Source organism: Neobacillus sp. D3-1R, from assembly GCF_052180215.1.
Classification (GTDB): domain Bacteria; phylum Bacillota; class Bacilli; order Bacillales; family Cytobacillaceae; genus Pseudoneobacillus.
Map to the genome: position 1 here is coordinate 4,489,216 of NZ_CP197471.1, position 25,548 is coordinate 4,514,763.

The 25,548-nt window shown below is 40.0% G+C and carries 23 protein-coding genes, 3 tRNA genes, 3 rRNA genes, 1 other RNA gene and 1 other annotated feature; of the genes, 26 read left to right on the forward strand and 4 right to left on the reverse strand.

Features of this window, described 5'->3' with window-relative positions; translation table 11 throughout:
- The first annotated feature begins 1 nt into the window (after position 1).
- From pdxT to ACSBPO_RS22565, 3 genes are all read left to right on the forward strand, one after another.
- Positions 2 to 577, forward strand: coding sequence for a pyridoxal 5'-phosphate synthase glutaminase subunit PdxT (gene pdxT / locus ACSBPO_RS22555; RefSeq protein ID WP_442597299.1), 576 nt, complete (start codon positions 2 to 4; stop codon positions 575 to 577).
- A gap of 123 nt (positions 578 to 700) precedes the next feature.
- Positions 701 to 916: a binding site (T-box leader), on the forward strand.
- A 52-nt stretch (positions 917 to 968) separates the two neighbouring features.
- The gene (serS, locus tag ACSBPO_RS22560) at positions 969 to 2,246 is read left to right on the forward strand and encodes a serine--tRNA ligase (RefSeq protein ID WP_442597301.1); all 1,278 of its coding nucleotides are present in this window, start codon (positions 969 to 971) and stop codon (positions 2,244 to 2,246) included.
- A gap of 64 nt (positions 2,247 to 2,310) precedes the next feature.
- Positions 2,311 to 2,403 (forward strand) — tRNA-Ser (locus ACSBPO_RS22565).
- A 210-nt stretch (positions 2,404 to 2,613) separates the two neighbouring features.
- On the opposite strand, the gene ACSBPO_RS22570 is transcribed toward ACSBPO_RS22565, so the two are convergent.
- The 4 genes from ACSBPO_RS22570 to ACSBPO_RS22585 form a co-directional block, all read right to left on the reverse strand.
- Positions 2,614 to 3,282, reverse strand: coding sequence for a deoxynucleoside kinase (locus tag ACSBPO_RS22570; protein ID WP_442597303.1), 669 nt, complete (start codon positions 3,280 to 3,282; stop codon positions 2,614 to 2,616).
- Positions 3,266 to 3,919 carry a deoxynucleoside kinase gene (locus tag ACSBPO_RS22575; RefSeq protein WP_442597305.1) on the reverse strand — a complete coding sequence of 218 codons (654 nt, stop codon included), beginning with the start codon at positions 3,917 to 3,919 and terminating at the stop codon, positions 3,266 to 3,268. The genes ACSBPO_RS22570 and ACSBPO_RS22575 overlap by 17 nt, the downstream gene beginning before the upstream one ends.
- A 271-nt stretch (positions 3,920 to 4,190) precedes the next feature.
- Entirely contained in the window at positions 4,191 to 5,474 is a 1,284-nt protein-coding gene (locus ACSBPO_RS22580) for a LysM peptidoglycan-binding domain-containing protein (RefSeq protein ID WP_442597307.1), read from the reverse strand.
- A gap of 63 nt (positions 5,475 to 5,537) precedes the next feature.
- Positions 5,538 to 6,092: an isochorismatase family cysteine hydrolase gene (locus ACSBPO_RS22585; protein WP_442597309.1), complete on the reverse strand. Its 555-nt coding sequence runs from the start codon at positions 6,090 to 6,092 to the stop codon at positions 5,538 to 5,540.
- 265 nt (positions 6,093 to 6,357) lie between these two features.
- Between ACSBPO_RS22585 and tadA the strand changes: the two genes are divergently transcribed.
- The 23 genes from tadA to rsmI all read left to right on the forward strand — a co-directional run bounded on the left by tadA (position 6,358) and on the right by rsmI (position 25,521).
- A complete protein-coding gene (gene tadA, locus ACSBPO_RS22590; RefSeq protein WP_442597311.1) occupies positions 6,358 to 6,879 on the forward strand; it encodes a tRNA adenosine(34) deaminase TadA in 522 nt (173 codons plus the stop codon).
- 75 nt (positions 6,880 to 6,954) lie between these two features.
- An RNA gene (ffs, locus tag ACSBPO_RS22595) (signal recognition particle sRNA large type) lies at positions 6,955 to 7,218 on the forward strand.
- Between the two features lie 361 nt (positions 7,219 to 7,579).
- A complete protein-coding gene (gene dnaX / locus ACSBPO_RS22600; RefSeq protein ID WP_442597313.1) occupies positions 7,580 to 9,280 on the forward strand; it encodes a DNA polymerase III subunit gamma/tau in 1,701 nt (566 codons plus the stop codon).
- 15 nt (positions 9,281 to 9,295) lie between these two features.
- Complete coding sequence (locus ACSBPO_RS22605) at positions 9,296 to 9,622, forward strand: YbaB/EbfC family nucleoid-associated protein (protein WP_442597315.1); 327 nt, start codon at positions 9,296 to 9,298, stop codon at positions 9,620 to 9,622.
- A gap of 14 nt (positions 9,623 to 9,636) precedes the next feature.
- Positions 9,637 to 10,233 carry a recombination mediator RecR gene (gene recR, locus ACSBPO_RS22610; RefSeq protein WP_442597317.1) on the forward strand — a complete coding sequence of 199 codons (597 nt, stop codon included), beginning with the start codon at positions 9,637 to 9,639 and terminating at the stop codon, positions 10,231 to 10,233.
- 23 nt (positions 10,234 to 10,256) lie between these two features.
- On the forward strand, positions 10,257 to 10,475 hold the full coding sequence (locus tag ACSBPO_RS22615; protein ID WP_442597319.1) for a YaaL family protein: 219 nt from the start codon (positions 10,257 to 10,259) through the stop codon (positions 10,473 to 10,475).
- Between the two features lie 75 nt (positions 10,476 to 10,550).
- Positions 10,551 to 10,814, forward strand: coding sequence for a pro-sigmaK processing inhibitor BofA family protein (locus ACSBPO_RS22620; RefSeq protein WP_442597322.1), 264 nt, complete (start codon positions 10,551 to 10,553; stop codon positions 10,812 to 10,814).
- Between the two features lie 297 nt (positions 10,815 to 11,111).
- Positions 11,112 to 12,661: ribosomal RNA gene (locus ACSBPO_RS22625) — 16S ribosomal RNA — on the forward strand.
- Between the two features lie 107 nt (positions 12,662 to 12,768).
- Positions 12,769 to 12,845, forward strand: a tRNA-Ile gene (locus ACSBPO_RS22630).
- 19 nt (positions 12,846 to 12,864) lie between these two features.
- A tRNA-Ala gene (locus ACSBPO_RS22635) sits at positions 12,865 to 12,940 on the forward strand.
- Positions 12,941 to 13,074: 134 nt separating this feature from the next.
- A 23S ribosomal RNA gene (locus tag ACSBPO_RS22640) occupies positions 13,075 to 16,012 on the forward strand.
- 116 nt (positions 16,013 to 16,128) lie between these two features.
- Positions 16,129 to 16,244: ribosomal RNA gene (gene rrf, locus ACSBPO_RS22645) — 5S ribosomal RNA — on the forward strand.
- Together the 16S, 23S and 5S rRNA genes with 2 tRNA genes alongside form the textbook arrangement of a ribosomal RNA operon.
- A 241-nt stretch (positions 16,245 to 16,485) precedes the next feature.
- Positions 16,486 to 16,704, forward strand: a complete 219-nt coding sequence (locus tag ACSBPO_RS22650; protein ID WP_442597324.1) for a sigma factor G inhibitor Gin — start codon at positions 16,486 to 16,488, stop codon at positions 16,702 to 16,704.
- Positions 16,705 to 17,018: 314 nt separating this feature from the next.
- Positions 17,019 to 18,404, forward strand: a complete 1,386-nt coding sequence (gene hemG / locus ACSBPO_RS22655; RefSeq protein WP_442597326.1) for a protoporphyrinogen oxidase — start codon at positions 17,019 to 17,021, stop codon at positions 18,402 to 18,404.
- 161 nt (positions 18,405 to 18,565) lie between these two features.
- Entirely contained in the window at positions 18,566 to 19,999 is a 1,434-nt protein-coding gene (locus ACSBPO_RS22660) for an aminotransferase class I/II-fold pyridoxal phosphate-dependent enzyme (RefSeq protein ID WP_442597328.1), read from the forward strand.
- Positions 20,000 to 20,024: 25 nt separating this feature from the next.
- Positions 20,025 to 20,654 (forward strand): dTMP kinase, encoded by a 630-nt coding sequence (gene tmk, locus ACSBPO_RS22665; protein ID WP_442597330.1) that lies wholly within the window; start codon positions 20,025 to 20,027, stop codon positions 20,652 to 20,654.
- Positions 20,655 to 20,765: 111 nt separating this feature from the next.
- The gene (locus ACSBPO_RS22670) at positions 20,766 to 21,095 is read left to right on the forward strand and encodes a cyclic-di-AMP receptor (RefSeq protein WP_377877188.1); all 330 of its coding nucleotides are present in this window, start codon (positions 20,766 to 20,768) and stop codon (positions 21,093 to 21,095) included.
- Positions 21,096 to 21,112: 17 nt separating this feature from the next.
- Positions 21,113 to 21,553 carry a YaaR family protein gene (locus ACSBPO_RS22675; protein ID WP_442597332.1) on the forward strand — a complete coding sequence of 147 codons (441 nt, stop codon included), beginning with the start codon at positions 21,113 to 21,115 and terminating at the stop codon, positions 21,551 to 21,553.
- Between the two features lie 61 nt (positions 21,554 to 21,614).
- On the forward strand, positions 21,615 to 22,571 hold the full coding sequence (gene holB / locus ACSBPO_RS22680; protein ID WP_442600433.1) for a DNA polymerase III subunit delta': 957 nt from the start codon (positions 21,615 to 21,617) through the stop codon (positions 22,569 to 22,571).
- Positions 22,564 to 23,391, forward strand: a complete 828-nt coding sequence (locus ACSBPO_RS22685) for a PSP1 domain-containing protein (protein WP_442597334.1) — start codon at positions 22,564 to 22,566, stop codon at positions 23,389 to 23,391. Before holB ends, ACSBPO_RS22685 begins: the two co-directional genes overlap by 8 nt.
- A 12-nt stretch (positions 23,392 to 23,403) precedes the next feature.
- On the forward strand, positions 23,404 to 23,778 hold the full coding sequence (yabA, locus tag ACSBPO_RS22690) for a DNA replication initiation control protein YabA (RefSeq protein ID WP_442597336.1): 375 nt from the start codon (positions 23,404 to 23,406) through the stop codon (positions 23,776 to 23,778).
- A 64-nt stretch (positions 23,779 to 23,842) separates the two neighbouring features.
- Positions 23,843 to 24,589 (forward strand): tRNA1(Val) (adenine(37)-N6)-methyltransferase, encoded by a 747-nt coding sequence (locus ACSBPO_RS22695; protein ID WP_442597338.1) that lies wholly within the window; start codon positions 23,843 to 23,845, stop codon positions 24,587 to 24,589.
- 53 nt (positions 24,590 to 24,642) lie between these two features.
- Positions 24,643 to 25,521, forward strand: a complete 879-nt coding sequence (gene rsmI, locus ACSBPO_RS22700) for a 16S rRNA (cytidine(1402)-2'-O)-methyltransferase (RefSeq protein ID WP_442597340.1) — start codon at positions 24,643 to 24,645, stop codon at positions 25,519 to 25,521.
- Positions 25,522 to 25,548 lie beyond the last annotated feature (27 nt).

Here is a 25,548-nt window from a genome sequence, read left to right on the forward strand (position 1 = left end):
CATGGTTAAAATCGGAGTATTAGCCTTGCAAGGCGCTGTCCGTGAACATGTACGTTCAGTAGAAGCTTGTGGTGAAGAAGCTGTTGTCATTAAATTAAAAGAGCAACTGAAAGAAGTAGATGGCTTGATTCTCCCTGGAGGAGAAAGTACGACAATGAGACGCCTTATCGATAAATATGACTTTATGGATGAACTAAAGGCATTTGCCGCAGCCGGAAAGCCAATGTTCGGTACATGTGCGGGCTTAATTCTTCTTGCAAAGAAATTAGTGGGATATGATGCACCTCATATTGGGGTCATGGATGTAACCGTTGAAAGAAATTCCTTTGGTCGCCAAAGAGAGAGCTTTGAAGCGAGTCTTGCTATTGCTGGCGTCGCTGAAGACTTTGCAGCTGTATTTATCCGAGGGCCACATATTGTGGAAGCTGGTGAAAATGTAGAGGTTCTAGCAAAATACGATGGGCGTATTGTAGCGGCAAGAGAAGGGCAATATTTAGGCTGCTCCTTCCATCCAGAACTCACCGATGACCATCGTATGACTGCTTACTTCATCAACATGGTGAAAGAATCTTTATAAAGAGTGCTATGTTAGGCAGCCTGAAGCACAAATCAACAAGATATTAAATAACATCTAAAAGTAGGCATAATTCAGTTGCAATTTGCTGATAATTATAGTACATTAATAAAAATCTTAAATAGTGTAAAAGCATTGAGAGGAAATAGTACTAAGAAATCGTCCTTTTAGAGAGCTGGTGGTTGGTGCAAACTAGCGGATAGAACTTAGGAATCCATCCTTGAGCAAAGTATTGAAAGCATTTGTGAGTAAATACTTTCGGTGAATAGCCGTTATGAATCTAAGAGGAAAGCATTTTGCTTTCAATTAGGGTGGCAACGCGGGTTAACTCTCGTCCCTGTTTATAGGGGACGGGAGTTTTTTATTTGTCAAAATTTAGAATGGAGGAAGAAAAATGCTAGATATTAAGGTATTAAGAGCCAACTTTGAAGAAGTAAAAAATAAGCTTCAGCATCGTGGTGAGGATTTAACGGATTTAGGAAAGTTTGAAGAATTGGACACGAAACGCCGCGAGCTTATTGTTCAATCTGAGCAACTAAAAAGCAAACGTAATGAGGTTTCAGGACAAGTAGCGGCTTTAAAACGTGATAAGCAGGATGCAGACCAGTTAATTACAGAAATGCGCGAAGTGGGAGATAAGATTAAAGAAATCGATGACGAACTTCGTGGTGTAGAAGAGACGTTAGAGCTATTATTATTAAGCATCCCTAATATTCCTCACGAAAGTGTTCCTGTAGGGGAAACAGAAGATGAAAATGTCGAGATTAGAAAATGGGGAGAAGTGAAAGATTTTGGCTTTGAACCAAAACCACATTGGGATATTGCCGATCAATTAGGTATTCTAGACTTCGAAAAAGCAGGAAAAGTAACGGGAAGCCGTTTTGTTTTTTACAAAGGTTTAGGGGCTCGTTTAGAACGTGCATTAATGAACTTTATGCTCGACCTACATGTTGATGAGCATGGGTATAAGGAAATTCTACCTCCATATATGGTAAACCGTGCGAGTATGACAGGAACTGGGCAATTGCCTAAATTTGAGGAAGATGCGTTTAGAATCGAAAGCGAAGACTATTTCCTTATTCCAACCGCAGAGGTTCCAGTGACGAATATGCACCGAGATGAAATCTTATCTGGTGAAGACTTACCTTTAAGCTATGCTGCTTATAGTGCATGTTTCCGTTCTGAAGCAGGTTCAGCTGGACGTGATACAAGAGGATTAATCCGTCAGCATCAATTTAACAAGGTGGAGCTTGTAAAGTTTGTTAAACCAGAAGATTCATATGAAGAATTGGAAAGGCTAACTGGCCATGCTGAAAAAGTTTTACAATTATTAGGTCTACCGTATCGTGTATTAAGCATGTGTACTGGAGACCTTGGTTTCACAGCTGCAAAGAAGTACGATATTGAGGTTTGGATTCCAAGCTATAACACGTATCGAGAAATTTCTTCTTGCAGTAATTTTGAAGGCTTCCAAGCTCGCCGTGCGAATATTCGTTTCCGTCGTGATCCAAAAGGGAAACCGGAACATGTTCATACGTTAAATGGTTCTGGTCTTGCGATTGGCCGTACAGTAGCTGCCATTTTAGAGAACTATCAACAAGAAGATGGCAGTGTTGTTATTCCTGAAGTACTACGACCTTATATGGGAAGACATGAAGTGATTAAACCATAATAAAAAATAGTAAATACGTGTTGACATGGATTAATATTGGTGATATATTATTCCTTGTCGATACGGAGGAATACCCAAGTCCGGCTGAAGGGATCGGTCTTGAAAACCGACAGGCGGGTTAAACCGCGCGGGGGTTCGAATCCCTCTTCCTCCGCCATCATTTTTAAAATGTATTACCATAGCGCATAAATTGGAGATACAGTCCACTACAGAAATGTAGTGGATTTTTTTTCGTTAAAAATTCTTTTCATTAAAAATTCTTAAATTCCATTAATAACTTTAACCAATTAACGTACCGGGGGTCAGACCCCCAGTACGTTAATTGGTTAAAGTGAGTCTAAATAAAAAAGTCGCCGATTTTCGGCGACTATCTTTTTAGTAGTTGGGTTTGTTTCATAAAGTGGGAAATACGTTCAATGATTAGCTCGATTGATTGTTCATTTTGAACTACATCATAATCATTAATGTTCAAGCGAAGAACAGGACAAGCATTGAAGTTATTAATCCAGTTTTCATAACGTCCATGCATTTCCTCCCAATAAGAAACAGGTGTTTGCTGTTCCATTGGACGTCCACGTTCTTTAATACGATCTAAAATATCATCTAATGATCCCTCTAGGTAAATCAGAAGATCAGGATGAGGGAAGTAAGGTGTCATCACCATAGCCTCAAAAAGACTTGTATACGTATCATAATCTGTTATGGACATAGTCCCCTTTTCAAAATGCATTTTTGCAAAGATACCTGTATCCTCATAAATAGAACGATCCTGAATAAAACCGCCGCCATATTCAAAAATGCGCTTTTGCTCTTTAAAACGTTCAGCTAAAAAGTAGATTTGAAGATGGAAACTCCAACGTTCGAAATCAGCATAAAACTTATCTAGGTATGGATTCGTATCGACTTTTTCAAAGGAAGTGCGAAAACCAAGTGCATTGGCAAGGGCATTTGTCATGGTTGATTTTCCAACACCAACTGTTCCTGCAATGGTAATAACAGCACTCGAGGGAATCCCATATTTATTTCGAAGATTCATGATTGTAGACTCCTTTTTTTAAAGATGGTGATAATTGCTCTAAAATAAACTTCAGGTCTTCCTCATTTTTAACGAAGTCGATTTCATCCCCGTTGAAGCGTAATACCGTTACCTCAGGGTGTTCTTTTTCGAATTTTGAAATCTGATGTTCATAATCAATGGAAAGCTGTTCTAAATATAAAGGACTAATTTTCTTTTCAAAATCTCGTCCTCTCATCTCGATTCGTTTTAAAAGAGTGTCTAAACTAGCATTTAAGTAAACAATTACATTTGGTTTAGGCATATCTTCCGTTAAAATCTGATAAATCTTATAATATTTTTGATATTCTGCTCCACTTAACGTTCTTTGAGCAAAAATCAAATTTTTAAAAATGTGATAATCAGCAACGACTGGGATATCTCTATTTAAATAGTACTTATTAATATCTCCTAATTGTTTAAATCGGTTGCAGAGGAAGAACATTTCAGTTTGGAAGCTCCACTCTTCAATATTCTCATAAAACTTCCCTAAAAAAGGGTTCTCATCCACGATTTCTTTCAATAATGCAAGCTGGAAGTGGTTTGAAATGGCTTTGGCGAGAGATGTTTTACCAACCCCGATTGGACCTTCAACCGTTATAAAAGGTGTTCCTTCCATCGCATGTCCTCCTTCTCCATCTACCTATTTCTATTTAACTAAGTTATTTACACTTAGGAAAAAATATTGTCACTTTTTGTCCGTTGATGTCATTCTTTGTTTTTGACACAAAATTTATTTTATCACAATATGAAATGGAAATGGGAAGGAATATTTAATGTTTTGTTAGAAATAATACTTGTTTTTTAAAAATATTAACTATTTAGAAAATTTATTAATCCATTGTAAAAGTAAAAAAGCTAGAGGCAGTAAGCTTCTAGCTTTATCTTGGTTATTTTTTCGTTACATTAAAATTATCTACAATTAACAACCAATTTTGTGGGAAGGAAAGGCCGAGCTTCCAGTAACTCATACCTCTTAAGCGCAACTCTTTTATGAGGTCAAACTTTGCCTGGATCGATCTGGCATCCTCAAACCAAACCTCATGACGTTTGCCGTCTGAATCTGTATAGTTAAAAAATGGCGCTTGTGCTTTTTCATCATACTGAATTGGGACATTATTTCTAGCTGCTAGTTGAATGGCTTGCTGTGGACTTACCGCTTTCGCTACCGTTCCTTTAACGAAAGGCAGAGTCCAATCATAACCATACAGATTTTGCCCCATTAAAATTTTATTTGATGGCATTTCAGAGACAGCATATTCAAGAACCTTTCTGACTGGCCCAATTGGAGAGACAGCCATTGCAGGACCTCCACTATAGCCCCATTCATACGTCATAATCACGACAAAATCAACGATTTCCCCATGTGCTTTATAATCATGGGCTTCATACCAGTCACCCTTTTGTGTGGCACTTGTTTTAGGGGCGAGGGCAGTAGAGATGAACCATCCTTCTTGTTTAAATCGAGCCTTCGCCTTTCTTAAGAAGCGAGTATAAGCATCTCGATCTGCTGGCCGTAAAAACTCAAAATCAAAATGGATATCTCTAAATCCATACTTTTTAGCTGTTGTGACAATATTATTTAAAAATTTATCTTGAATGGCCATATTATTTAAAAGAATTCTTCCAAGTTCATCGCTAAATTGATCATTCTCTTGGTTGGTGATTACCATCATTAACACATTATTATTAGATTTTGCGATGGATGGGAAATTGTTAAGTAACGGTTCCTTTAAGGTGCCATCACGTAAAGCCTGGAAACTAAAAGGTGCAAGGTAGGTTAAATATGGACCTGCTTCTCTTGCAGCAGTCTCTAGAGCAGGAGCTACACTTGATCCTCGAGGTTCCACATAACCGTTAAATTCAGCTCTTCTTTTTCTTTGTTGTGGGATATATAGTCGAAACCCTACTTGTAATGATTGATTAGCAGAAATTCCGTTTATTCTCGCTAGCTCTTGTGGCGATATTCCAAAACGTCTGGCAATAGAAAATAAACTATCACCTGATTGGACCCAGTAGAAACTACCAACTATCGGTATGACTAATGTTTGACCAATGACTAAATTATTCGGATTCGGAACCTGATTTGCTTCTACAATGGTATTAACGTTTGTTCCGTACATTTGGGCAATGGTATATAATGACTGACCTCTCTGTATGACATGAATTTGCATCCTATGTCCTCCTCACCATCTAAACGTTACAACCATTTTATGAAAGGAATAGGATATTGATGATTATTTTTTTAGATTGTCTGTTACGTATGGAGATATATCTGCTTTTAATACATTTTTCATCATGGTTAAGGCATACTTTTGATCTTGGTCATCAACAGAAGCTATGCAGTTAGAGGGTACTTTTAGCTTGAATTCTCGCATGTAAGCATCTACTGCCGAAAATAGAACACATATATTGCCTGCAATACCGGCTAAAACGAGGGTTTCCACCTTAAGTTGGTGTAATAATGTATGTAATGCTGTTCCAAAAAAAGCAGAGTGCTTTGGTTTAATTAAAAAATAATCCTCTTCACTAGGCTTCAACTTATGTAAAATGGTCTGATTTAAGTCATTTTGGCAATGTTGGATTATTTTTTCGAGGTTAGCTTGCCAAAGATTAAAATGGTCATTTACATAAATAATTGGTAATCTATTTTGTTTAAAATAGGCCTTTAATTGTTGTAAAGGTAGGAGAATTTGCAAGGTCTTTTCGGCTAGAGTTCTCCCATGTTCAAATTCAAATGGATTCATGATATCGATAATAATTAGCGCTGTTTTGGAAGGGATTCGAGTCATATTTTTTCGCTCCTTTTTTGCTATTTTAAGTAATAAACGCTATTTTTATCATGAACAGTATTATGGAGCTCTTTTCTAAAACTTTGTTGCTATTCAAATTTATTAAAAGATATATCCCAGTGTAGAATGATAAAACTCAACTAAAAATTTAGAAAAGAGCTGCTCACTTTTTTAAGAAAAAATGTAAAAATCTGGCTTTTGGGATTTTTACAAACCACAATTTATACGAAAATAGCCATTTAAAAAGGTATAGGTGTGAATTTTTATGATATTGACGGATGAAGATTATATGAAGGAAGCTATTATAGAGGCGAAGAAAGCGCAGGATAAAGCGGAAGTTCCAATAGGAGCTATTATCGTCTTAGATGGTAAAATTATTGCTAGAGGACATAATCTGCGAGAATGTCAGCAAAATGCCATTGCTCATGCTGAGTTATTAGCTATTGAACAGGCATGTAAGGATGTAGGGTCATGGCGTTTGGAAAATGCAGAACTTTATGTCACGCTTGAACCCTGCCCGATGTGTTCAGGAGCTATCATCTTATCTCGCATTAAGCGCGTTATTTATGGAGCGGCTGATCCGAAGGGAGGATGTGCAGGCACGTTAATGAATCTCCTCCAGGATGATCGTTTTAATCATAAAAGTGAAATTACCTCAGGAGTATTAGAAGAAGAATGCAGTTCCTTGCTTTCCGCTTTTTTTAGAGGAATCCGCGAACGGAAAAAACAAGAAAAGTTACGGAAGACAGCTGAATTGGTTAAGCAAGAAGGAATTGACAATCTATAATCATTGCTTTTTTTCGTAGAACTTAGTATACTTGTTTATGCGTCAGTACGACGCCTAATGATGGTTTCAACTTTGCCGTGCTAAGCGGGGAGGTAGCGGTGCCCTGTACTCGCAATCCGCTCTAGCGAGGCCGAATTCCTTCCTTAGGCTCGTATTCTGTAGGGCTGCCTCAAGTAAGTGGTGTTGACGTCTGGGTCCTGCGCAATGGGAATCCATGAACCATGTCAGGTCCGGAAGGAAGCAGCATTAAGTGGACACTCTCATGTGCCGCAGGGTTACCTGGGCCGAGCCAACTGCTTGAGTAACGCCTATGGATACGAGTCAACGGAAGGTGCACGGCATTTATAAATCATAAACAAAACTCATCTCTATTTTTAGAGGTGAGTTTTTTGTATATTATTTTGAAAAGGCTCTTTTCTAAAATTTCGTTGCTTTTCTAATTTATTTAAAGGGTTCTCATGTAGAATGATAAAACTCGTATAAAAATAAAGAAAAGAGCTGAGCGCTTAATTACGAGAGCCTGTAAAAATCCTGCTTTTGGGATTTTTACCAAAACCACAATTTATACGAAAACAGCCTTTGTAAAAAAGAAATAGGATAAGTTATAATAGAAAAGCAGTTGGATAATAGAGTTTTTTCAAAGACCCTTCATATACATACCAATTGCAAATCTATTCGCTTAAGGTAAGGAGGCAATGTAATGAGTTATCAAGCTTTATATCGCGTATGGCGACCGCAAGCATTTATTGACGTTGTCGGGCAAGAGCATGTAACGAAGACATTGCAAAATGCCTTAGTTCAACAGAAAATATCACATGCCTATTTATTTTCTGGCCCGCGTGGTACTGGTAAAACAAGTGCTGCAAAGATATTAGCAAAAGCGGTCAATTGTGAAAAGGCTCCTGTAAGTGAACCTTGTAATCAATGTCCAGCATGTTTGGGTATTACCGATGGTTCGATTCCAGATGTCATTGAAATTGATGCTGCATCTAATAATGGGGTAGAAGAAATTAGAGATATTCGGGACAAAGTAAAATATGCTCCGAATGTTGTGAAATATAAGGTTTATATTGTCGATGAAGTGCATATGCTTTCCATTGGGGCCTTCAATGCTTTATTAAAAACATTAGAGGAACCACCAAAACATGTTATTTTCATCTTAGCTACAACAGAGCCTCATAAAATACCACTGACGATTATTTCTAGATGTCAGCGGTTCGATTTTAAAAGGATTACCCCTCAAGATATTGTGAGACGAATGGATTTAATCCTAGAGGAAACAAAGGTTCAATGTGATGAAAAGGCACTAAATATTATTGCAAGAGCAGCTGAAGGCGGAATGCGTGATGCATTGAGCCTTTTAGATCAAGCCATTTCCTTTAGTGAAGATTCGGTTACTGTCGAGGATGCGTTGACTGTTACGGGGTCTGTTTCCCAAAACTTACTTAATCGACTGGCAACCGCTATTCTCCAGAAGGATGTCGGTAGCGCACTTGAAACGGTTGGGGAACTTTTATCACATGGAAAAGATCCTGTTCGATTTATCGAAGATTTCATTCTTTATTACCGGGATATGCTTTTATATAAAGCGGCGCCTAATTTAGAGGAAACCTTCGAAAGAGTGATGCTCGATAATGAGTTTCAAACCTTAGCTGATCAGGTAGCGTCAACACAAATCTATCAATTAATTGATATCTTAAATAAAACACAGCAGGAAATGCGCTGGACGAACCATCCTCGAATTTTCCTTGAAGTGGCCATCGTAAAGTTGACACAGACGGAAGCTAAAGAAGCAGGCGGTCATACATCTGATGAGGTTGGACAGTTAATCGCAAAAGTGAATCAATTGGAAAAAGAACTAAAGTTTCTTAAAGAAAACGGTTCAGTCATGCAACAGGAAAGTGCTCAACCAACACAGCCGAAAGCGCCGCAGCGAGCTGGCCGTAAGGGATTCCAAGCGCCTGTTGGCCGAATTAATGAGATACTAAAATATGCAACAAAACAAGATTTACAGCAAATCAAAGGGCAATGGGGGCAACTAATCGCAAAACTGATTCAAAATCAAATGCGATCTCAAGCAGCATTATTAAATGATGCTGAACCTGTTGCAGCTTCAGGAGATTCAGTTATTATTAAATTTAAGTATGAAATACACTGTCAGATGGCCATGGAAAATAGTCGTTTTATCGAAGCAATCTCTCATACGATCCACGAACTTACAAACAAAATGGTGAGTATTGTAGGAGTACCTGAAGACCAGTGGGTTTCCATAAGAGAAAGTTATATCCAAGATCAACAAAATGATCCCGATCATCAAACAAATGAACAGCAGGAAGAAGAACCTTTTATTGCTGAAGCAAAAAAGCTGTTTGGTTCAGAACTTGTTGAAATAAAAGATTAATTGGAGGAATTTATAATGATGCGTGGCGGAATGGGAAATATGCAAAATATGATGAAACAAATGCAAAAAATGCAAAAGAAGATGGAAGAAGCACAAGTTAAGCTAGGAGAAGAAAGAATCGAAGGTACAGCTGGTGGCGGAATGGTAACAGTCATTATTTCCGGACATAAAGAAATTTTAGAAGTCAATATTAAACCAGAAGTGGTTGACCCGGATGATATCGATATGCTTCAAGACTTGGTTCTAGCTGCAACCAATGATGCATTGAAGAAAGCGGAAGAATTAAGCAATAATACAATGGGTCAATTTACAAAGGGTATGAACCTCCCTGGAATGTTCTAGGGGGATAAAACATTATGCATTATCCTGAACCGATATCAAAGCTGATTGATAGCTTTATGAAACTGCCAGGAATCGGTCCGAAGACGGCCGCTCGTCTGGCTTTTTTTGTCCTAAATATGAAAGAAGATAATGTCCTAGATTTTGCGAAGGCTCTTGTGAATGCAAAAAGAAATTTATCATATTGTTCCGTCTGCGGTCATATAACTGACCAGGACCCATGTTATATATGTGAGGACCAAAGACGCGACAAGAGCATCATTTGTGTATTACAGGATCCAAAAGATGTTATTGCAATGGAGAAAATGAGGGAATATAACGGTCTCTATCATGTGTTGCACGGAGCTATTTCACCAATGGATGGAATAGGCCCTGAAGATATTAATATTCCTGATTTATTAAAAAGGCTGCAAGATGAAACCGTTCAGGAAGTTATTCTTGCTACCAACCCTAATATTGAAGGAGAAGCAACAGCCATGTATATTTCACGTCTCCTTAAACCATCTGGTATCAAAGTGACTAGAATTGCTCACGGTTTACCTGTTGGCGGAGACTTAGAGTACGCGGACGAAGTTACCCTTTCTAAGGCTATAGAAGGAAGAAGAGAAGTGTAATTATTATTTCGGGGGAATCAACCATGTTTTTTCGAAGAAAAGGATGGCTTCGAAAGGAATATGATGAGAAATTATTACTTCAATTAGAAGAGATTAAACAGAATTGGCATCAACAAAAAAAGTTGCTTGAAAAATGCCTAGAACCCTCTGAAGAAGTAATATGTCATACAAAGCTTGCGGAAGCTAAATATTTCTTACTATTTAAAGAAGCGAAACATCGACGAATCTCATTAAAAAAATAATGATAACTCCGTTTTCGTTCTTTTCTGTAAAGCTTGTACATAAGCTAATAGAAAAGATGATTAGGGGGGAAACGATTGGAGCCTATTGTCGTCATTTCTATTATAGGTGTCCTAATAGTGTTGTTATTGTTTATGGGTACACCTTTTAAACCAATTAAGTTTCTAGGTCAAGGCATTATAAAGATCTTAATAGGGGCATTATTCTTGTTTTTTCTAAATGCATTTGGAAATCAATTTGGTCTACATGTTCCCATTAACTTTATTACCTCAGCAGTTTCCGGATTCTTAGGAATTCCAGGTTTATTTGCTTTAGTGGCGATTCAAACATGGGTACTATAACCGAAATCGAATAGTTGAAAAGTCAAAATGGCTTTTCAACTATTTTTTTGAAAAAATGTATTGACCATCTCTTTGTAAGGTGATATTATATAAAACGTTGTCGCAACAACTAAGTAAATTAAACTTAAAAAGTTGTTGACATTAAAAAAGGTAAATGTTATATTAATAAAGTCGCTTCTGAGCGATTAACAAATTGTTCTTTGAAAACTAAACAACCAAACATTAACAAAGGTAAGGCTTCTATTATAGAAGTTTTAAAAAAAGCCAGAGTAAACTTTATGAGCTATATCAAACACTTTATTGGAGAGTTTGATCCTGGCTCAGGACGAACGCTGGCGGCGTGCCTAATACATGCAAGTCGAGCGAATCTTTAGGAGCTTGCTCCTGAAGGTTAGCGGCGGACGGGTGAGTAACACGTGGGCAACCTGCCTGTAAGACTGGGATAACTTCGGGAAACCGGAGCTAATACCGGATAATCCTTTTCCTCACATGAGGAGAAGCTGAAAGACGGTTTCGGCTGTCACTTACAGATGGGCCCGCGGCGCATTAGCTAGTTGGTGAGGTAACGGCTCACCAAGGCGACGATGCGTAGCCGACCTGAGAGGGTGATCGGCCACACTGGGACTGAGACACGGCCCAGACTCCTACGGGAGGCAGCAGTAGGGAATCTTCCGCAATGGACGAAAGTCTGACGGAGCAACGCCGCGTGAGCGATGAAGGCCTTCGGGTCGTAAAGCTCTGTTGTTAGGGAAGAACAAGTACCGGAGTAACTGCCGGTACCTTGACGGTACCTAACCAGAAAGCCACGGCTAACTACGTGCCAGCAGCCGCGGTAATACGTAGGTGGCAAGCGTTGTCCGGAATTATTGGGCGTAAAGCGCGCGCAGGCGGTCCTTTAAGTCTGATGTGAAAGCCCACGGCTCAACCGTGGAGGGTCATTGGAAACTGGGGGACTTGAGTACAGAAGAGGAAAGTGGAATTCCACGTGTAGCGGTGAAATGCGTAGAGATGTGGAGGAACACCAGTGGCGAAGGCGACTTTCTGGTCTGTAACTGACGCTGAGGCGCGAAAGCGTGGGGAGCAAACAGGATTAGATACCCTGGTAGTCCACGCCGTAAACGATGAGTGCTAAGTGTTAGAGGGTTTCCGCCCTTTAGTGCTGCAGCTAACGCATTAAGCACTCCGCCTGGGGAGTACGGTCGCAAGACTGAAACTCAAAGGAATTGACGGGGGCCCGCACAAGCGGTGGAGCATGTGGTTTAATTCGAAGCAACGCGAAGAACCTTACCAGGTCTTGACATCCTCTGACAACCCTAGAGATAGGGCTTTCCCCTTCGGGGGACAGAGTGACAGGTGGTGCATGGTTGTCGTCAGCTCGTGTCGTGAGATGTTGGGTTAAGTCCCGCAACGAGCGCAACCCTTGATCTTAGTTGCCAGCATTCAGTTGGGCACTCTAAGGTGACTGCCGGTGACAAACCGGAGGAAGGTGGGGATGACGTCAAATCATCATGCCCCTTATGACCTGGGCTACACACGTGCTACAATGGATGGTACAAAGGGCTGCAAGACCGCGAGGTTAAGCGAATCCCATAAAACCATTCTCAGTTCGGATTGCAGGCTGCAACTCGCCTGCATGAAGCTGGAATCGCTAGTAATCGCGGATCAGCATGCCGCGGTGAATACGTTCCCGGGCCTTGTACACACCGCCCGTCACACCACGAGAGTTTGTAACACCCGAAGTCGGTGGGGTAACCGTAAGGAGCCAGCCGCCTAAGGTGGGACAGATGATTGGGGTGAAGTCGTAACAAGGTAGCCGTATCGGAAGGTGCGGCTGGATCACCTCCTTTCTAAGGAATATAAGTGACCATTGGTCACAAAAATATTAAAATCTTTGGTGTTAATCGTTTGGTGTTTAGTTTTGAAAGAGCAATCTTTCATCATTTGATGGTATTGGGGGCCTATAGCTCAGCTGGTTAGAGCGCACGCCTGATAAGCGTGAGGTCGATGGTTCGAGTCCATTTAGGCCCACCATCTTTATTAAACTTTATATGGGGTCTTAGCTCAGCTGGGAGAGCGCCTGCCTTGCACGCAGGAGGTCAGGGGTTCGATCCCCCTAGACTCCACCAATTTTTTTACGTGAGTAAAAAAACATTTCCTTGTTCCTTGAAAACTAGATAATCGTATAGAAGAAACCAAGTAAAAACCGAGTAATTGCCATTTTAGTTTCTCTCTTATTTTATAGTAAGAGAATTAACCTTTAGGTTAAGTTAATAAGGGCGCACGGTGGATGCCTTGGCACTAGGAGCCGATGAAGGACGGGACTAACGCCGATATGCTCCGGGGAGCTGTAAGTAAGCTTTGATCCGGAGATTTCCGAATGGGGGAACCCACTGCTCGTAATGGAGTAGTATCTTTACCTGAATACATAGGGTACTGATGGCATACCCGGGGAACTGAAACATCTAAGTACCCGGAGGAAGAGAAAGCAAACGCGATTCCCTGAGTAGCGGCGAGCGAAACGGGACATAGCCCAAACCAAGAGGCTTGCCTCTTGGGGTTGTAGGACACTCAACATGGAGTTACAAAGGAACGGGGTAGATGAACAGATCTGGAAAGATCGGTCAGAGAAGGTAAAAACCCTGTAGTCGAAACTCCGTTCCCTCCTGAGTGGATCCTGAGTACGGCCGGACACGAGAAATCCGGTCGGAAGCAGGGAGGACCATCTCCCAAGGCTAAATACTCCCTAGTGACCGATAGTGAACCAGTACCGTGAGGGAAAGGTGAAAAGCACCCCGGAAGGGGAGTGAAAAAGATCCTGAAACCGTGTGCCTACAAGTAGTTAGAGCCCGTTAATGGGTGATAGCGTGCCTTTTGTAGAATGAACCGGCGAGTTACGATTACATGCAAGGTTAAGTTGATAAGACGGAGCCGCAGCGAAAGCGAGTCTGAATAGGGCGAATGAGTATGTGGTCGTAGACCCGAAACCAGGTGATCTACCCATGTCCAGGGTGAAGTCCAGGTAACACTGGATGGAGGCCCGAACCCACGCACGTTGAAAAGTGCGGGGATGAGGTGTGGGTAGCGGAGAAATTCCAATCGAACTTGGAGATAGCTGGTTCTCTCCGAAATAGCTTTAGGGCTAGCCTCACGTAGTAAGAGTCTTGGAGGTAGAGCACTGTTTGGACTAGGGGCCCTCATCGGGTTACCGAATTCAGACAAACTCCGAATGCCAAAGACTTATCCGTGGGAGTCAGACTGCGAGTGATAAGATCCGTAGTCAAAAGGGAAACAGCCCAGACCACCAGCTAAGGTCCCAAAGTTTACGTTAAGTGGAAAAGGATGTGGAGTTGCTTAGACAACCAGGATGTTGGCTTAGAAGCAGCCACCATTTAAAGAGTGCGTAATAGCTCACTGGTCGAGTGACTCTGCGCCGAAAATGTACCGGGGCTAAACGTAACACCGAAGCTGTGGATTGACACCGCAAAAGTGTCAGTGGTAGGAGAGCGTTCTAAGGGCGTTGAAGCTAGACCGTAAGGACTGGTGGAGCGCTTAGAAGTGAGAATGCCGGTATGAGTAGCGAAAGATGGGTGAGAATCCCATCCACCGTATGCCTAAGGTTTCCTGAGGAAGGCTCGTCCGCTCAGGGTTAGTCGGGACCTAAGCCGAGGCCGAAAGGCGTAGGCGATGGATAACAGGTTGATATTCCTGTACCACCTCTTTATCGTTTGAGCAATGGGGGGACGCAGAAGGATAGGGTAAGCGCACTGTTGGATATGTGCGTCTAAGCAGTTAGGCTGGTAACGAGGCAAATCCCGTTACCGTGAAGGCTGAGCTGTGATAGCGAGGGAAATATAGTACCGAAGTTCCTGATTCCACGCTGCCAAGAAAAGCCTCTAGCGAGATAAAAGGTGCCCGTACCGCAAACCGACACAGGTAGGCGAGGAGAGAATCCTAAGGTGTGCGAGAGAACTCTCGTTAAGGAACTCGGCAAAATGACCCCGTAACTTCGGGAGAAGGGGTGCTTTTTGGGGTGAATAGCCTCGAAAAGCCGCAGTGAATAGGCCCAGGCGACTGTTTAGCAAAAACACAGGTCTCTGCGAAGCCGTAAGGCGAAGTATAGGGGCTGACGCCTGCCCGGTGCTGGAAGGTTAAGAGGAGGGGTTAGCGCAAGCGAAGCTCTGAATCGAAGCCCCAGTAAACGGCGGCCGTAACTATAACGGTCCTAAGGTAGCGAAATTCCTTGTCGGGTAAGTTCCGACCCGCACGAAAGGCGTAACGATCTGGGCACTGTCTCAACGAGAGACTCGGTGAAATTATAGTACCTGTGAAGATGCAGGTTACCCGCGACAGGACGGAAAGACCCCGTGGAGCTTTACTGTAGCCTGATATTGAATTTTGGTACAGCTTGTACAGGATAGGTAGGAGCCTGAGAAGCCGGAGCGCCAGCTTCGGTGGAGGCGTCGGTGGGATACTACCCTGGCTGTATTGAAATTCTAACCCGCACCCCTCTATCGGGGTGGGAGACAGTGTCAGGTGGGCAGTTTGACTGGGGCGGTCGCCTCCTAAAGAGTAACGGAGGCGCCCAAAGGTTCCCTCAGAATGGTTGGAAATCATTCGTAGAGTGTAAAGGCACAAGGGAGCTTGACTGCGAGACCTACAAGTCGAGCAGGGACGAAAGTCGGGCTTAGTGATCCGGTGGTTCCGCATGGAAGGGCCATCGCTCAACGGATAAAAGCTACCCCGGGGATAACAGGCTTATCTCCCCCAAGAGTCCACATCGACGGGGAGGTTTGGCACCTCGATGTCGGCTCATCGCATCCTGGGGCTGTAGTCGGTCCCAAGGGTTGGGCTGTTCGCCCATTAAAGCGGTACGCGAGCTGGGTTCAGAACGTCGTGAGACAGTTCGGTCCCTATCCGTCGTGGGCGTAGGAAATTTGAGAGGAGCTGTCCTTAGTACGAGAGGACCGGGATGGACGCACCGCTGGTGTACCAGTTGTCTTGCCAAAGGCATCGCTGGGTAGCTATGTGCGGACGGGATAAGTGCTGAAAGCATCTAAGCATGAAGCCCCCCTCAAGATGAGATTTCCCATAGCGTAAGCTAGTAAGAACCCTGAAAGATGATCAGGTTGATAGGTCAGAGGTGGAAGCGCGGTGACGTGTGGAGCTGACTGATACTAATCGTTCGAGGACTTAACCAAAACATTTGGATATCCAAATAAGGCAAACTTGTTTTTACTTCTTCTAATACATTATCTAGTTTTGAGGGAACAAGACTTTTTCACGTAAGTGAAAAGAGTTTACCTCAACAAAATAGTCTGGTGGCGATGGCGAGAAGGTCACACCCGTTCCCATACCGAACACGGAAGTTAAGCTTCTCAGCGCCGATGGTAGTTGGAGGATTCCTCCTGTGAGAGTAGGACGTCGCCAGGCAACAAAAGAACAACCCAACTGGGTTGTTCTTTTGTGTTTTATAGGATTTACTACCTGATTAAACCCAAAATCCTTCAATTTTTATCCATCCCTAAAAAAGGATAAGTAATCTCTGTAAGAAATCCATAATAGACATACACCTAATGCCCATTTAAATCATACAATAGTAATCAACTAAACTTATGAAATGAATTTTCAAAAGATTGCATACAAATGGAGATCTTTGGAGAGAATAAGAAGTATGGAGGTGGAGTCATTGAGTTCGCTATTAACAGAGAGACATATTGGGGAAACATGTGTGATTTGTGAGCAAATGAAGATGAGAGGTATTCATTTATATACTTCATTTATTTGTACTGATTGTGAACACGACTTAATTCATACTGATACAGATCATCCCAAATATAAATTTTTCTTGAAACAATTAAAGAAAGTAAATACACCAGAAATTTTCTCTTAAAGTCCTTTTTAGGACTTTTTTTAATAGGTAAGAAAGTATAACTTTTTGGGACTTCGAAAATTGTCTAGCTCCAGCGCCTAGCCCCTCGAGGTCAAATAACCTCAAGCGTAAGAAGTCAAAGTTCAGACTTCTTACGCTTGAGAACATTTGCTTGTCGGGTCTAATCAAGGCGCTTGCGCTTTTCTTATTGTCCTATAAACACATGCACCTACTTTCATTTATTGTTTTTTTCAGTGAAAAAGTGCAAACACTGAAAGAGAGCAATATGGTAAACTTTGAATGTATGAAATGGAACGAAAATTGAGGTGTACATAGTGAAAACAATTTTAGTTATTGGAGGCGGAGTTACTGGATTATCCGCCATGTACAAGCTACATAAGTGGAAAAAGGAAAATAAGTCAGATATCCGCCTAATTTTAACGGAAGCCTCTGAGGAACTTGGAGGCAAAATTAGAACAAAAAAAGCAAACGGATTTGTTATGGAAGCTGGCGCAGATTCGATCGTTGCTAGAAAAGCAAATTCGCTGTCCTTTATTGAGGAACTAGGTTTAGAAGAAGAAGTGGTGTACAATGCCACTGGTCGGTCCTTTATTTATACGGAGGGTGAGCTTAAGCCAATCCCTACTGAGTCCGTTTTTGGAATTCCAGCAAGTATGCAATCATTAGTTGAGAGTACCCTTGTTTCTGCAGAAGGAAAAGTAGAGGCATTAAAGGACTTTTACACGAAAAACGAGACATTTACGAAAAATGATTCCATAGGTGATTTTCTTGAATATTTTCTTGGCAAAGAATTAGTAGAAAAACAAATAGCTCCCGTTCTTTCTGGAGTGTATTCTGGGGATTTAAAAGACTTAACCATCGCGTCTACCCTTCCTTATGTCCTTGAATATAAAGAGGAATATGGCAGTATTTTGAAAGGCTTTGAGGAAAATAAGAAGAAATTTATAGGTGGAGGAGATAAGAAATTTTTCTCCTTTAAGAATGGATTAGGTCGACTTATTGATGCGTATGAAGCAAATCTTGAAGATGTGGAGATTTTAAAAAATACAAGGGTAACAAATATTAAAAAGACCTCTAATCGATACCAAGTCATGTTAGATAATCAAGATTTCATCGAAGCGGATTATGTAGTCTTGAGCATTCCTCATACAGCTGCAGAGGTGTTGCTGGATGATCAAACGGTTAAAGCTGAATTTGCTCAGTTGAAAAATAGTTCTCTCATTAGTATTTATATGGCTTTTGATGCTCCTGATAGCATGCTCCCTGCAGACGGGACGGGTTTTATTACAGCAAATAGTCATGATGTAGTATGTAATGCATGTACGTGGACTAGTCGGAAGTGGGCCCATACATCAGCAGGTGGTAATTTACTTGTGAGATTATTTTATAAAAGCAGTTCCGCGGAGTATGAGAGATTGCAGCAAATGGGCCAAGAAGAACTACTTCAAGTAGCACTTCATGATATCAACAAAAGCCTTGGCATTAATGCTGAACTACTTGCCAGTGAAGTCACCGTCTGGTCAGAGAGCATGCCTAATTATTTAATTACGCATCCTCAATCTGTAAAAGCTCTGGAGAATAAGATGGAAACCATCTATCCAGGGATTATCATTGCTGGTTGTTCGTATTATGGAGTAGGCATTCCTGATTGCATTGAAAATGGTGAACGTACGGCAAAGAGGATTACGGATCTTCTTTAAAATTGACATAGGACAGCGTTTAAAGAATAGGATAGCTAATAAGGGCTATCCTATTTTTTTTGGTTACGCATAAGTCCATATAATGCTTCAAATAGATAGAACATTTCCCTTTACCAGTGTATTTGTTAAAATAGATAGGACTATTAAAAGGAAGTAATTAGATGAACCAACAACATACACCATTATTTGATGCTTTAAATAAACATATCCAGCATAAGCCAAAGTCCTTTCATGTTCCAGGTCATAAAAATGGACAGGTTTTTTTAGATAAGGGGAAACCAATTTTTCAAGATATTCTGTCTATGGATGTAACGGAGTTAACAGGCTTAGATGATTTACATTCCCCAGAGGGTGTTATTCGTGAGGCTGAAGACTTATTAGCGAATGCTTACCATACAAACAAGAGCTTTTTTTTGATTAATGGTTCCACCGTTGGGAATTTAACAATGATATTAGCATCCTTCGAAGAGGGGGATGTTGTATTCGTACAAAGAAATTGTCATAAATCCATTCTAAATGGATTAAAGCTAGCAAAGCTTCAGCCTATTTTTATAGAGCCTGAATGGAATGACGATTGGAAGGTAGCAGTCGGTATATTATTAAAATCTATACAAAGTGCATACACAGCTTATCCCGAGGGTAAAGGAGTAATCCTAACCTATCCAAATTATTATGGCTTTGCTTTTGATATAAAAGGAATTATCGATTTTTGTCATGTAAATAAAATGCTCGTATTAGTGGATGAAGCTCATGGAGCGCATTTTATCGCTGGCGAACCTTTTCCGTTGTCAGCTATTAAACTAGGCGCTGATATGGTGGTCCAGTCTGCTCATAAAACGTTACCAGCGATGACGATGGCTTCATTCCTACATGTGAATAGTAATCGAGTGGCAATAGAGAGGGTTAAAGCCTACTTACAGATATTACAATCAAGCAGTCCATCCTATCCATTAATGGCCTCATTGGACTTAGCACGCAGCTATATTGCCATGTATAGTGATGAAGATAAACATTACTTAATGGAACAGTTAACGATTTTTAAACATGAACTGAATAAAATACCACAGTTAAAAGTGCTTACTCATTCCACTAGCGGTGACCCACTTAAAATAGTTATCCAATCAAGGGATGGTTTAAGTGGGTATGATTTGCAAACAAGATTGGAATCGGTAGGAATCTATACGGAATTAGCTGATCCTAATAATGTCCTGATCATCTTTCCATTGCTCAAAAAGAATGATTCTTTTCCAACTTCAGGAATTATTAAAAGCATAAAGCAGGTCTTAGCAAAAAAAGAAAATAATCTTGTTTGGAAGGACACTTTCCATAATAAACAGAAAGATTCCTACTCAGCGTTAACGATTAGTTACAAAGAACAGTTAAAACGATCCCATGAAATTATTCCGATTTCAGAAACAGTAGGAAGATGTTCAGCAGAAATGGTGATCCCTTATCCTCCCGGAATTCCATTATTAATGGAAGGGGAAGAAGTGACAGCAGATGTTTTAGAGGAATTAACGCAGCTTGTAAATCTGGGTTCAAGATTTCACGGCGGTGAATTTCTATCAGAATGTAAATTAAAAGTATATAAATGATAGATGCAATATTGGAGGAAATGAAATGAATAAGGGTGTATTTATAACGGTTGAAGGTCCTGAAGGGGCTGGAAAAACAACGGTTATTTCAAGATTATCAAATGAGCTAGAAAAACTAGGCTACGAGGTGCTACAAACTCGAGAGCCTGGAGGAATTGAAATTGCAGAAGAAATTCGTAGCGTTATTTTAGATAAAAATCATACGGCAATGGACTCTAGAACCGAAGCCTTATTATATGCAGCTGCAAGAAGGCAGCACTTAGTAGAAAAGGTTGAGCCTGCATTACTAGATGGAAAAGTTGTTCTTTGTGATCGATTTATTGATAGTTCTCTTGCTTATCAAGGATATGCACGTGGTTTAGGGATGGATGATGTGTTTTCTATTAATCAGTTTGCTATTGGGGACAGAATGCCGAATTTAACCTTGTATTTTGATATAGATCCCAAAGAGGGCTTAGATAGAATCAATCAGCACCAGAATCGAGAAGTGAACAGACTGGATCTAGAAGATTTACAGTTTCATCATAAAGTACGAGAAGGTTATCAGATATTATTGAATCAATTTCCAGATAGAATAAAAAAAGTAGATGCTTCTCAATCTGTGGAAGATGTTCTTTCACAAGTTTTGGAGTTAGTTCTTCCAAAAATAAGGTAAACTTATCCATTAATTAGTAGTTTCCAACAACTTAAACACTGTATGAATTAACATAAACTGTTATAATAAAGGAAAAGTAACGATTTTCATACGGAGAAGGGATTGGTTTGAATGAAATTAATTTTAGCGGTTGTGCAAGATCAGGATAGCAATAAATTGTCTTCAGCACTTGTTAAAAATAACTTTCGTGCAACAAAGCTTGCTAGTACTGGTGGCTTCTTAAAGTCTGGAAATACTACTTTTATGATTGGAACAGAGGATATTCGAGTAGATAGATGTCTACAAATTATTAAAGAAAATTGCCAATCTAGGGATCAGCTAGTTGCACCTGTTTCTCCAATGGGTGGAAATGCAGATTCATACGTTCCATATCCGGTGGAGGTTGCTGTCGGTGGAGCAACCGTGTTTGTTTTACCGATTGAGCAATTTCATCACTTTTAGTAGGAGCTTTAGCTATTATGAAAATCAACCAAGACCTTCGAGTGAATGTAGATAAAGTACGAAATGAACAAAGACAAGTAGAAGTAGGAAGTTCTCGATTTCAAGAATTAGTTTCCAAGCATGATCAAAAAATGCAAATGGAACAGCTTCATAAATTGATGAATGAAGTCGTTAATGCAGGGGATCGATTAGGACGTTCAAGATCCTTTAAAGACTTAGCAAAATTTAAAACTCTAGTAAAAAAGTTCATCCGTGAAACAGTTGATTATGGGATGGAACTAAAGCAATCACATAGCTGGAATCAATTCGGGCAAGGACGATCCTTAAAGATAGTCGAAACCATTGATGAGAAGTTAGTAGAATTAACTGAACAATTAACTGAAAAAGAAGGAAATTCAATCGATCTCTTAGGGAAAATAGGAGAAATCAAAGGATTGTTAATCAACCTGTATACGTAAGAGAGTGATAGCGGTGAAAAACTGGGACCAACTTCAAGAGCTTCAACCAGTGGCGTTAAAAATGTTAAAAAACAGCTTACAAAAGCAACGAGTCGCACATGCCTATTTATTTGAGGGTTCAAGAGGAACGGGAAAAAAAGAATGTGCTTTATTATTAACAAAAGCATTGTTTTGCCTCTCACCAATTGAGCAATATAAACCATGTGAATCCTGTATAAATTGTAAAAGAATCAATCATGGAAACCACCCTGATGTTCATTTAGTAGAGCCAGATGGTCTTTCCATTAAAAAAGGACAAATAAAAGCTTTACAGGAGGAATTTTCAAAAGCAGGGGTAGAGTCGAAGCAAAAGGTTTATATTATTTCGCAAGCTGATAAAATGACCGTAAATGCGGCTAATAGTTTATTGAAATTTCTGGAAGAGCCAAACTCTCAGACTGTTGCTATTCTTTTGACGGAACAAATTCAACAAATTCTTCCTACCATTTTATCTAGATGTCAAACCCTATCTTTTCAACCACTTTCCTCAGAAAATATGATAAAAAAACTTGTAGAGTTAGATGTTAGTGAAGGCCAAGCACCGCTTTTAGCATTAATGACAAACAACTTAGATGAAGCAATTGCCTTATCTGGTGACGATTGGTTTGCACAAGCGCAAAAAATAGTGGTAAAATTATATGAAGTGCTAAAAAAGAGTCCACTAGAGGCATTATTAGTGTTACAAGAGGATTGGTTTTTGCACTTTAAAGAAAAAGAACAAATCGATCGTGGGTTAGATTTACTTCTTTTAATTTTTAAGGATTTACTATATATACAAGTTGGGAAAACAGACCAAGTTGCATTCATTAATGAGAGGCCTCGTTTAGAACAATTTGCTTTACATTGCTCGCAATCTGCATTAACGGAGCAAATGTCTGCTATTTTAGAAGCTAAAAGAAAGCTTCAGGCAAATATGAACCCTCAATTATTAATGGAACAGCTTGTGCTGAATTTGCAGGAGGGATCTTCTTTTGTATGATGTTGTAGGTGTTCGCTTTAAAAAGGCAGGTAAGATATACTACTTTGATCCCGGCGAAATTTCCATCCAAAAGGATGACTTTGTCATCGTAGAAACCGTTCGTGGTGTAGAATTTGGTAGATGTGTCATCGCTCCTAAGCAAGTAGGAGAAAACGATGTGGTTCTTCCATTAAAAAAGGTTTTGCGTATCGCAGACCAAAAAGACCGGATGATAGTGGAAGAAAATAAAGCGGCTGCTGAGGAAGCCTATCAAGTATGTAATGATAAAGTAAACGAGCATGATCTGGATATGAAGCTCGTTGACGTGGAATACACATTTGACCGCAATAAAGTGATATTTTACTTCACTGCTGATGGACGAGTTGACTTCCGTGAGCTTGTTAAGGATTTAGCAGCTATATTCCGTACGCGAATTGAACTACGCCAAATTGGGGTAAGAGATGAGGCAAAGATGCTAGGCGGCATCGGGCCTTGCGGCAGAATGCTTTGCTGCTCAACATTTCTTGGAGATTTCGATCCGGTATCTATTAAAATGGCAAAAGACCAAAACCTCTCATTAAACCCAACCAAAATTTCTGGATTATGTGGACGTTTAATGTGCTGTCTAAAGTATGAAAATGATGAGTATGAAACAGCAAAAGAACAGCTTCCAGATTTAGGTGAAATGATTGAGACACCGCATGGACAGGGTAGAGTGGTCGGTTTAAATATATTAGAAAGAGTACTTCAAGTAGAATTAAAAGACCATGAACGAGTTCTAGAGTATACCATAGATGAAATTATTAAAGAGGGCGCTGTTTCATTACAATCCACAGATTAAGAGGTGGAGAACGTGGATAAAAAAGAAATCTTTGACTCTGTCATTATGATGGAAACACAAATTGGCCATTTGTATACTCAGCTTGGTGAGTTAAAACAGCATTTAGCAGAGATACTAGAAGAAAACAACTCTTTAAAGCTGGAAAATGAACATTTAAGACGTCGACTTGATCAAACGACAGCAAAATCTGTTACTCCCTCTAAAAAGGGAGAAAAAGTCCAGCTTGATCAAGTGGAAACCGAGGATAAATCTATTGATATTGGTGAAGGCTATGATAATTTAGCAAGACTATACCAAGAAGGATTTCATATCTGTAATCTCCATTTCGGAAGCCCACGTAAAGAGGGAGACTGTCTTTTCTGTTTATCATTTTTAAATAAAAAGTAAAAAGAGCTGTTTCATAAGTTTCAAACTTATGAGTCAGCTTTTTTTCTTATCTAAGGAGAATAACATGGTCTTATTAAAGAATGATGAAAGGTTAGATTATTTACTAGCTGAGGATTTACGTATTATACAAAGTCCTTCCGTATTTGCCTTTTCATTAGATGCTGTCTTGTTATCAAAATTTGTCTATGTTCCAATTCAAAAAGGTAAGCTTATTGACTTATGCAGCGGTAATGGAGTCATACCATTATTTTTAAGTACTAGAACAAAAGGAAATATCACTGGGGTTGAAATTCAGGAAAAACTTTATGATATGGCTTGTCGAAGCATTGACTATAATAATCTTAGTTCAAGAATCAAAATGATTCATGGTGATATCAAAGAAATGCCTGAATTGCTTGGTCACGGAAAATTCGATATTGTCACATGTAATCCACCTTATTTTCCAACTCCATCACAGGATGAGATGAATGCAAACGAACATCTAGCGATTGCTCGGCATGAAATACTGTGTACTTTAGAGGATGCCATCAAAGCGTCTAGCCAATTGGTCCGTGCTGGAGGGAAGGTTGCATTTGTTCATCGCCCGGGGAGATTAATGGATATTGTTTCTTTAATGAGAAACTATAAGTTAGAGCCAAAAAGAATACAATTTGTCTATCCAAAGCAAGGTAAGGAAGCGAACACCTTATTAATTGAAGCAACAAAGAATGGGAATCCTGATTTAAAAATCCTACCACCGCTATTTGTGTATAATGAAGAAAATGAATATACTGATGAGGTAAAAAAAATCTTATACGGTGAAAATGTTTAGAGTTCTAAAGTGGTTAGTGAATACTGCTTTATCAGAAGAAATGGGTGGGTTCAATGTGGCAGCAAAAAAGCTTTGAAAATGAAAACGTAAAAGGAATTTTATATTTAATTCCAACACCAATCGGAAATTTAGAAGATATGAGCTTCCGAGCCATTCGATTATTAAAAGAAGCTGATTGGATTGCAGCAGAAGATACAAGAAATACGAAAAAGTTATGCAATTACTTTGAGATTGAAACACCAATTATTAGTTATCATGAACATAATAAGCAACAAAGTGGTCATAAAATCATCGAGAAGTTAAAAGAAGGAGCAAAGATTGCGCTGGTGAGTGATGCCGGGATGCCAACCATCTCTGATCCTGGTTATGAATTAGTTGTTTCTGCTATAGAGGAGAAATTAACAGTCGTTCCTCTTCCAGGAGCAAACGCAGCTCTTACGGCATTAATCGCTTCAGGAATTCAAACGCATCCGTTCTATTTTTACGGATTTTTAGAAAGACAAAAGAAAACGAAAAAAAAGGAATTAGAACAATTAGCTACTATTACGGCCACTTTAATTCTTTACGAATCACCTCATAGATTGAGAGAAACCTTAGAAATGCTTCAGGAAGCATTAGGAGATCGTAAAATCGTTCTTTGCCGGGAATTGACCAAAAAGTTTGAGGAATTTATTAGAGGGTCCATTTCAGAGGCCATTATATGGACATCAGAAGGGGAAATACGCGGTGAATTTTGCATAATTATAGAGGGAGCAAATGAAATTTCTGAGCAAACAGAAAACACTTGGTGGCAGGCCTTAACGATTGATGAACATGTCGAACACTATGTTTCGGTAAAAGGAATGCCTTCAAAAGAAGCGATTAAATTAACAGCCAAAGATAGGGGATTACAAAAAAGAGATGTTTATCAAGCCTATCATATTGAAAAATAGCCTCTCCAACCGGAGAGGCTATCATTT

Bases quoted from the DNA above. Each gene is read 5' to 3' on its own strand.
- ACSBPO_RS22580 (WP_442597307.1), bottom strand. From the start codon at position 5,474: ATGCAAATTCATGTCATACAGAGAGGTCAGTCATTATATACCATTGCC.
- ACSBPO_RS22605 (WP_442597315.1), top strand. From the start codon at position 9,296: ATGATGCGTGGCGGAATGGGAAATATGCAAAATATGATGAAACAAATG.
- ACSBPO_RS22585 (WP_442597309.1), bottom strand. From the start codon at position 6,092: ATGACTCGAATCCCTTCCAAAACAGCGCTAATTATTATCGATATCATG.
- ACSBPO_RS22570 (WP_442597303.1), bottom strand. From the start codon at position 3,282: ATGAATCTTCGAAATAAATATGGGATTCCCTCGAGTGCTGTTATTACC.
- serS (WP_442597301.1), top strand. From the start codon at position 969: ATGCTAGATATTAAGGTATTAAGAGCCAACTTTGAAGAAGTAAAAAAT.
- ACSBPO_RS22670 (WP_377877188.1), top strand. From the start codon at position 20,766: ATGAAATTAATTTTAGCGGTTGTGCAAGATCAGGATAGCAATAAATTG.
- tadA (WP_442597311.1), top strand. From the start codon at position 6,358: ATGATATTGACGGATGAAGATTATATGAAGGAAGCTATTATAGAGGCG.
- ACSBPO_RS22675 (WP_442597332.1), top strand. From the start codon at position 21,113: ATGAAAATCAACCAAGACCTTCGAGTGAATGTAGATAAAGTACGAAAT.
- pdxT (WP_442597299.1), top strand. From the start codon at position 2: ATGGTTAAAATCGGAGTATTAGCCTTGCAAGGCGCTGTCCGTGAACAT.
- ACSBPO_RS22575 (WP_442597305.1), bottom strand. From the start codon at position 3,919: ATGGAAGGAACACCTTTTATAACGGTTGAAGGTCCAATCGGGGTTGGT.
- tmk (WP_442597330.1), top strand. From the start codon at position 20,025: ATGAATAAGGGTGTATTTATAACGGTTGAAGGTCCTGAAGGGGCTGGA.
- ACSBPO_RS22660 (WP_442597328.1), top strand. From the start codon at position 18,566: ATGAACCAACAACATACACCATTATTTGATGCTTTAAATAAACATATC.
- ACSBPO_RS22695 (WP_442597338.1), top strand. From the start codon at position 23,843: ATGGTCTTATTAAAGAATGATGAAAGGTTAGATTATTTACTAGCTGAG.
- recR (WP_442597317.1), top strand. From the start codon at position 9,637: ATGCATTATCCTGAACCGATATCAAAGCTGATTGATAGCTTTATGAAA.
- dnaX (WP_442597313.1), top strand. From the start codon at position 7,580: ATGAGTTATCAAGCTTTATATCGCGTATGGCGACCGCAAGCATTTATT.
- ACSBPO_RS22650 (WP_442597324.1), top strand. From the start codon at position 16,486: ATGGAGGTGGAGTCATTGAGTTCGCTATTAACAGAGAGACATATTGGG.
- holB (WP_442600433.1), top strand. From the start codon at position 21,615: ATGTTAAAAAACAGCTTACAAAAGCAACGAGTCGCACATGCCTATTTA.
- rsmI (WP_442597340.1), top strand. From the start codon at position 24,643: ATGTGGCAGCAAAAAAGCTTTGAAAATGAAAACGTAAAAGGAATTTTA.
- ACSBPO_RS22615 (WP_442597319.1), top strand. From the start codon at position 10,257: ATGTTTTTTCGAAGAAAAGGATGGCTTCGAAAGGAATATGATGAGAAA.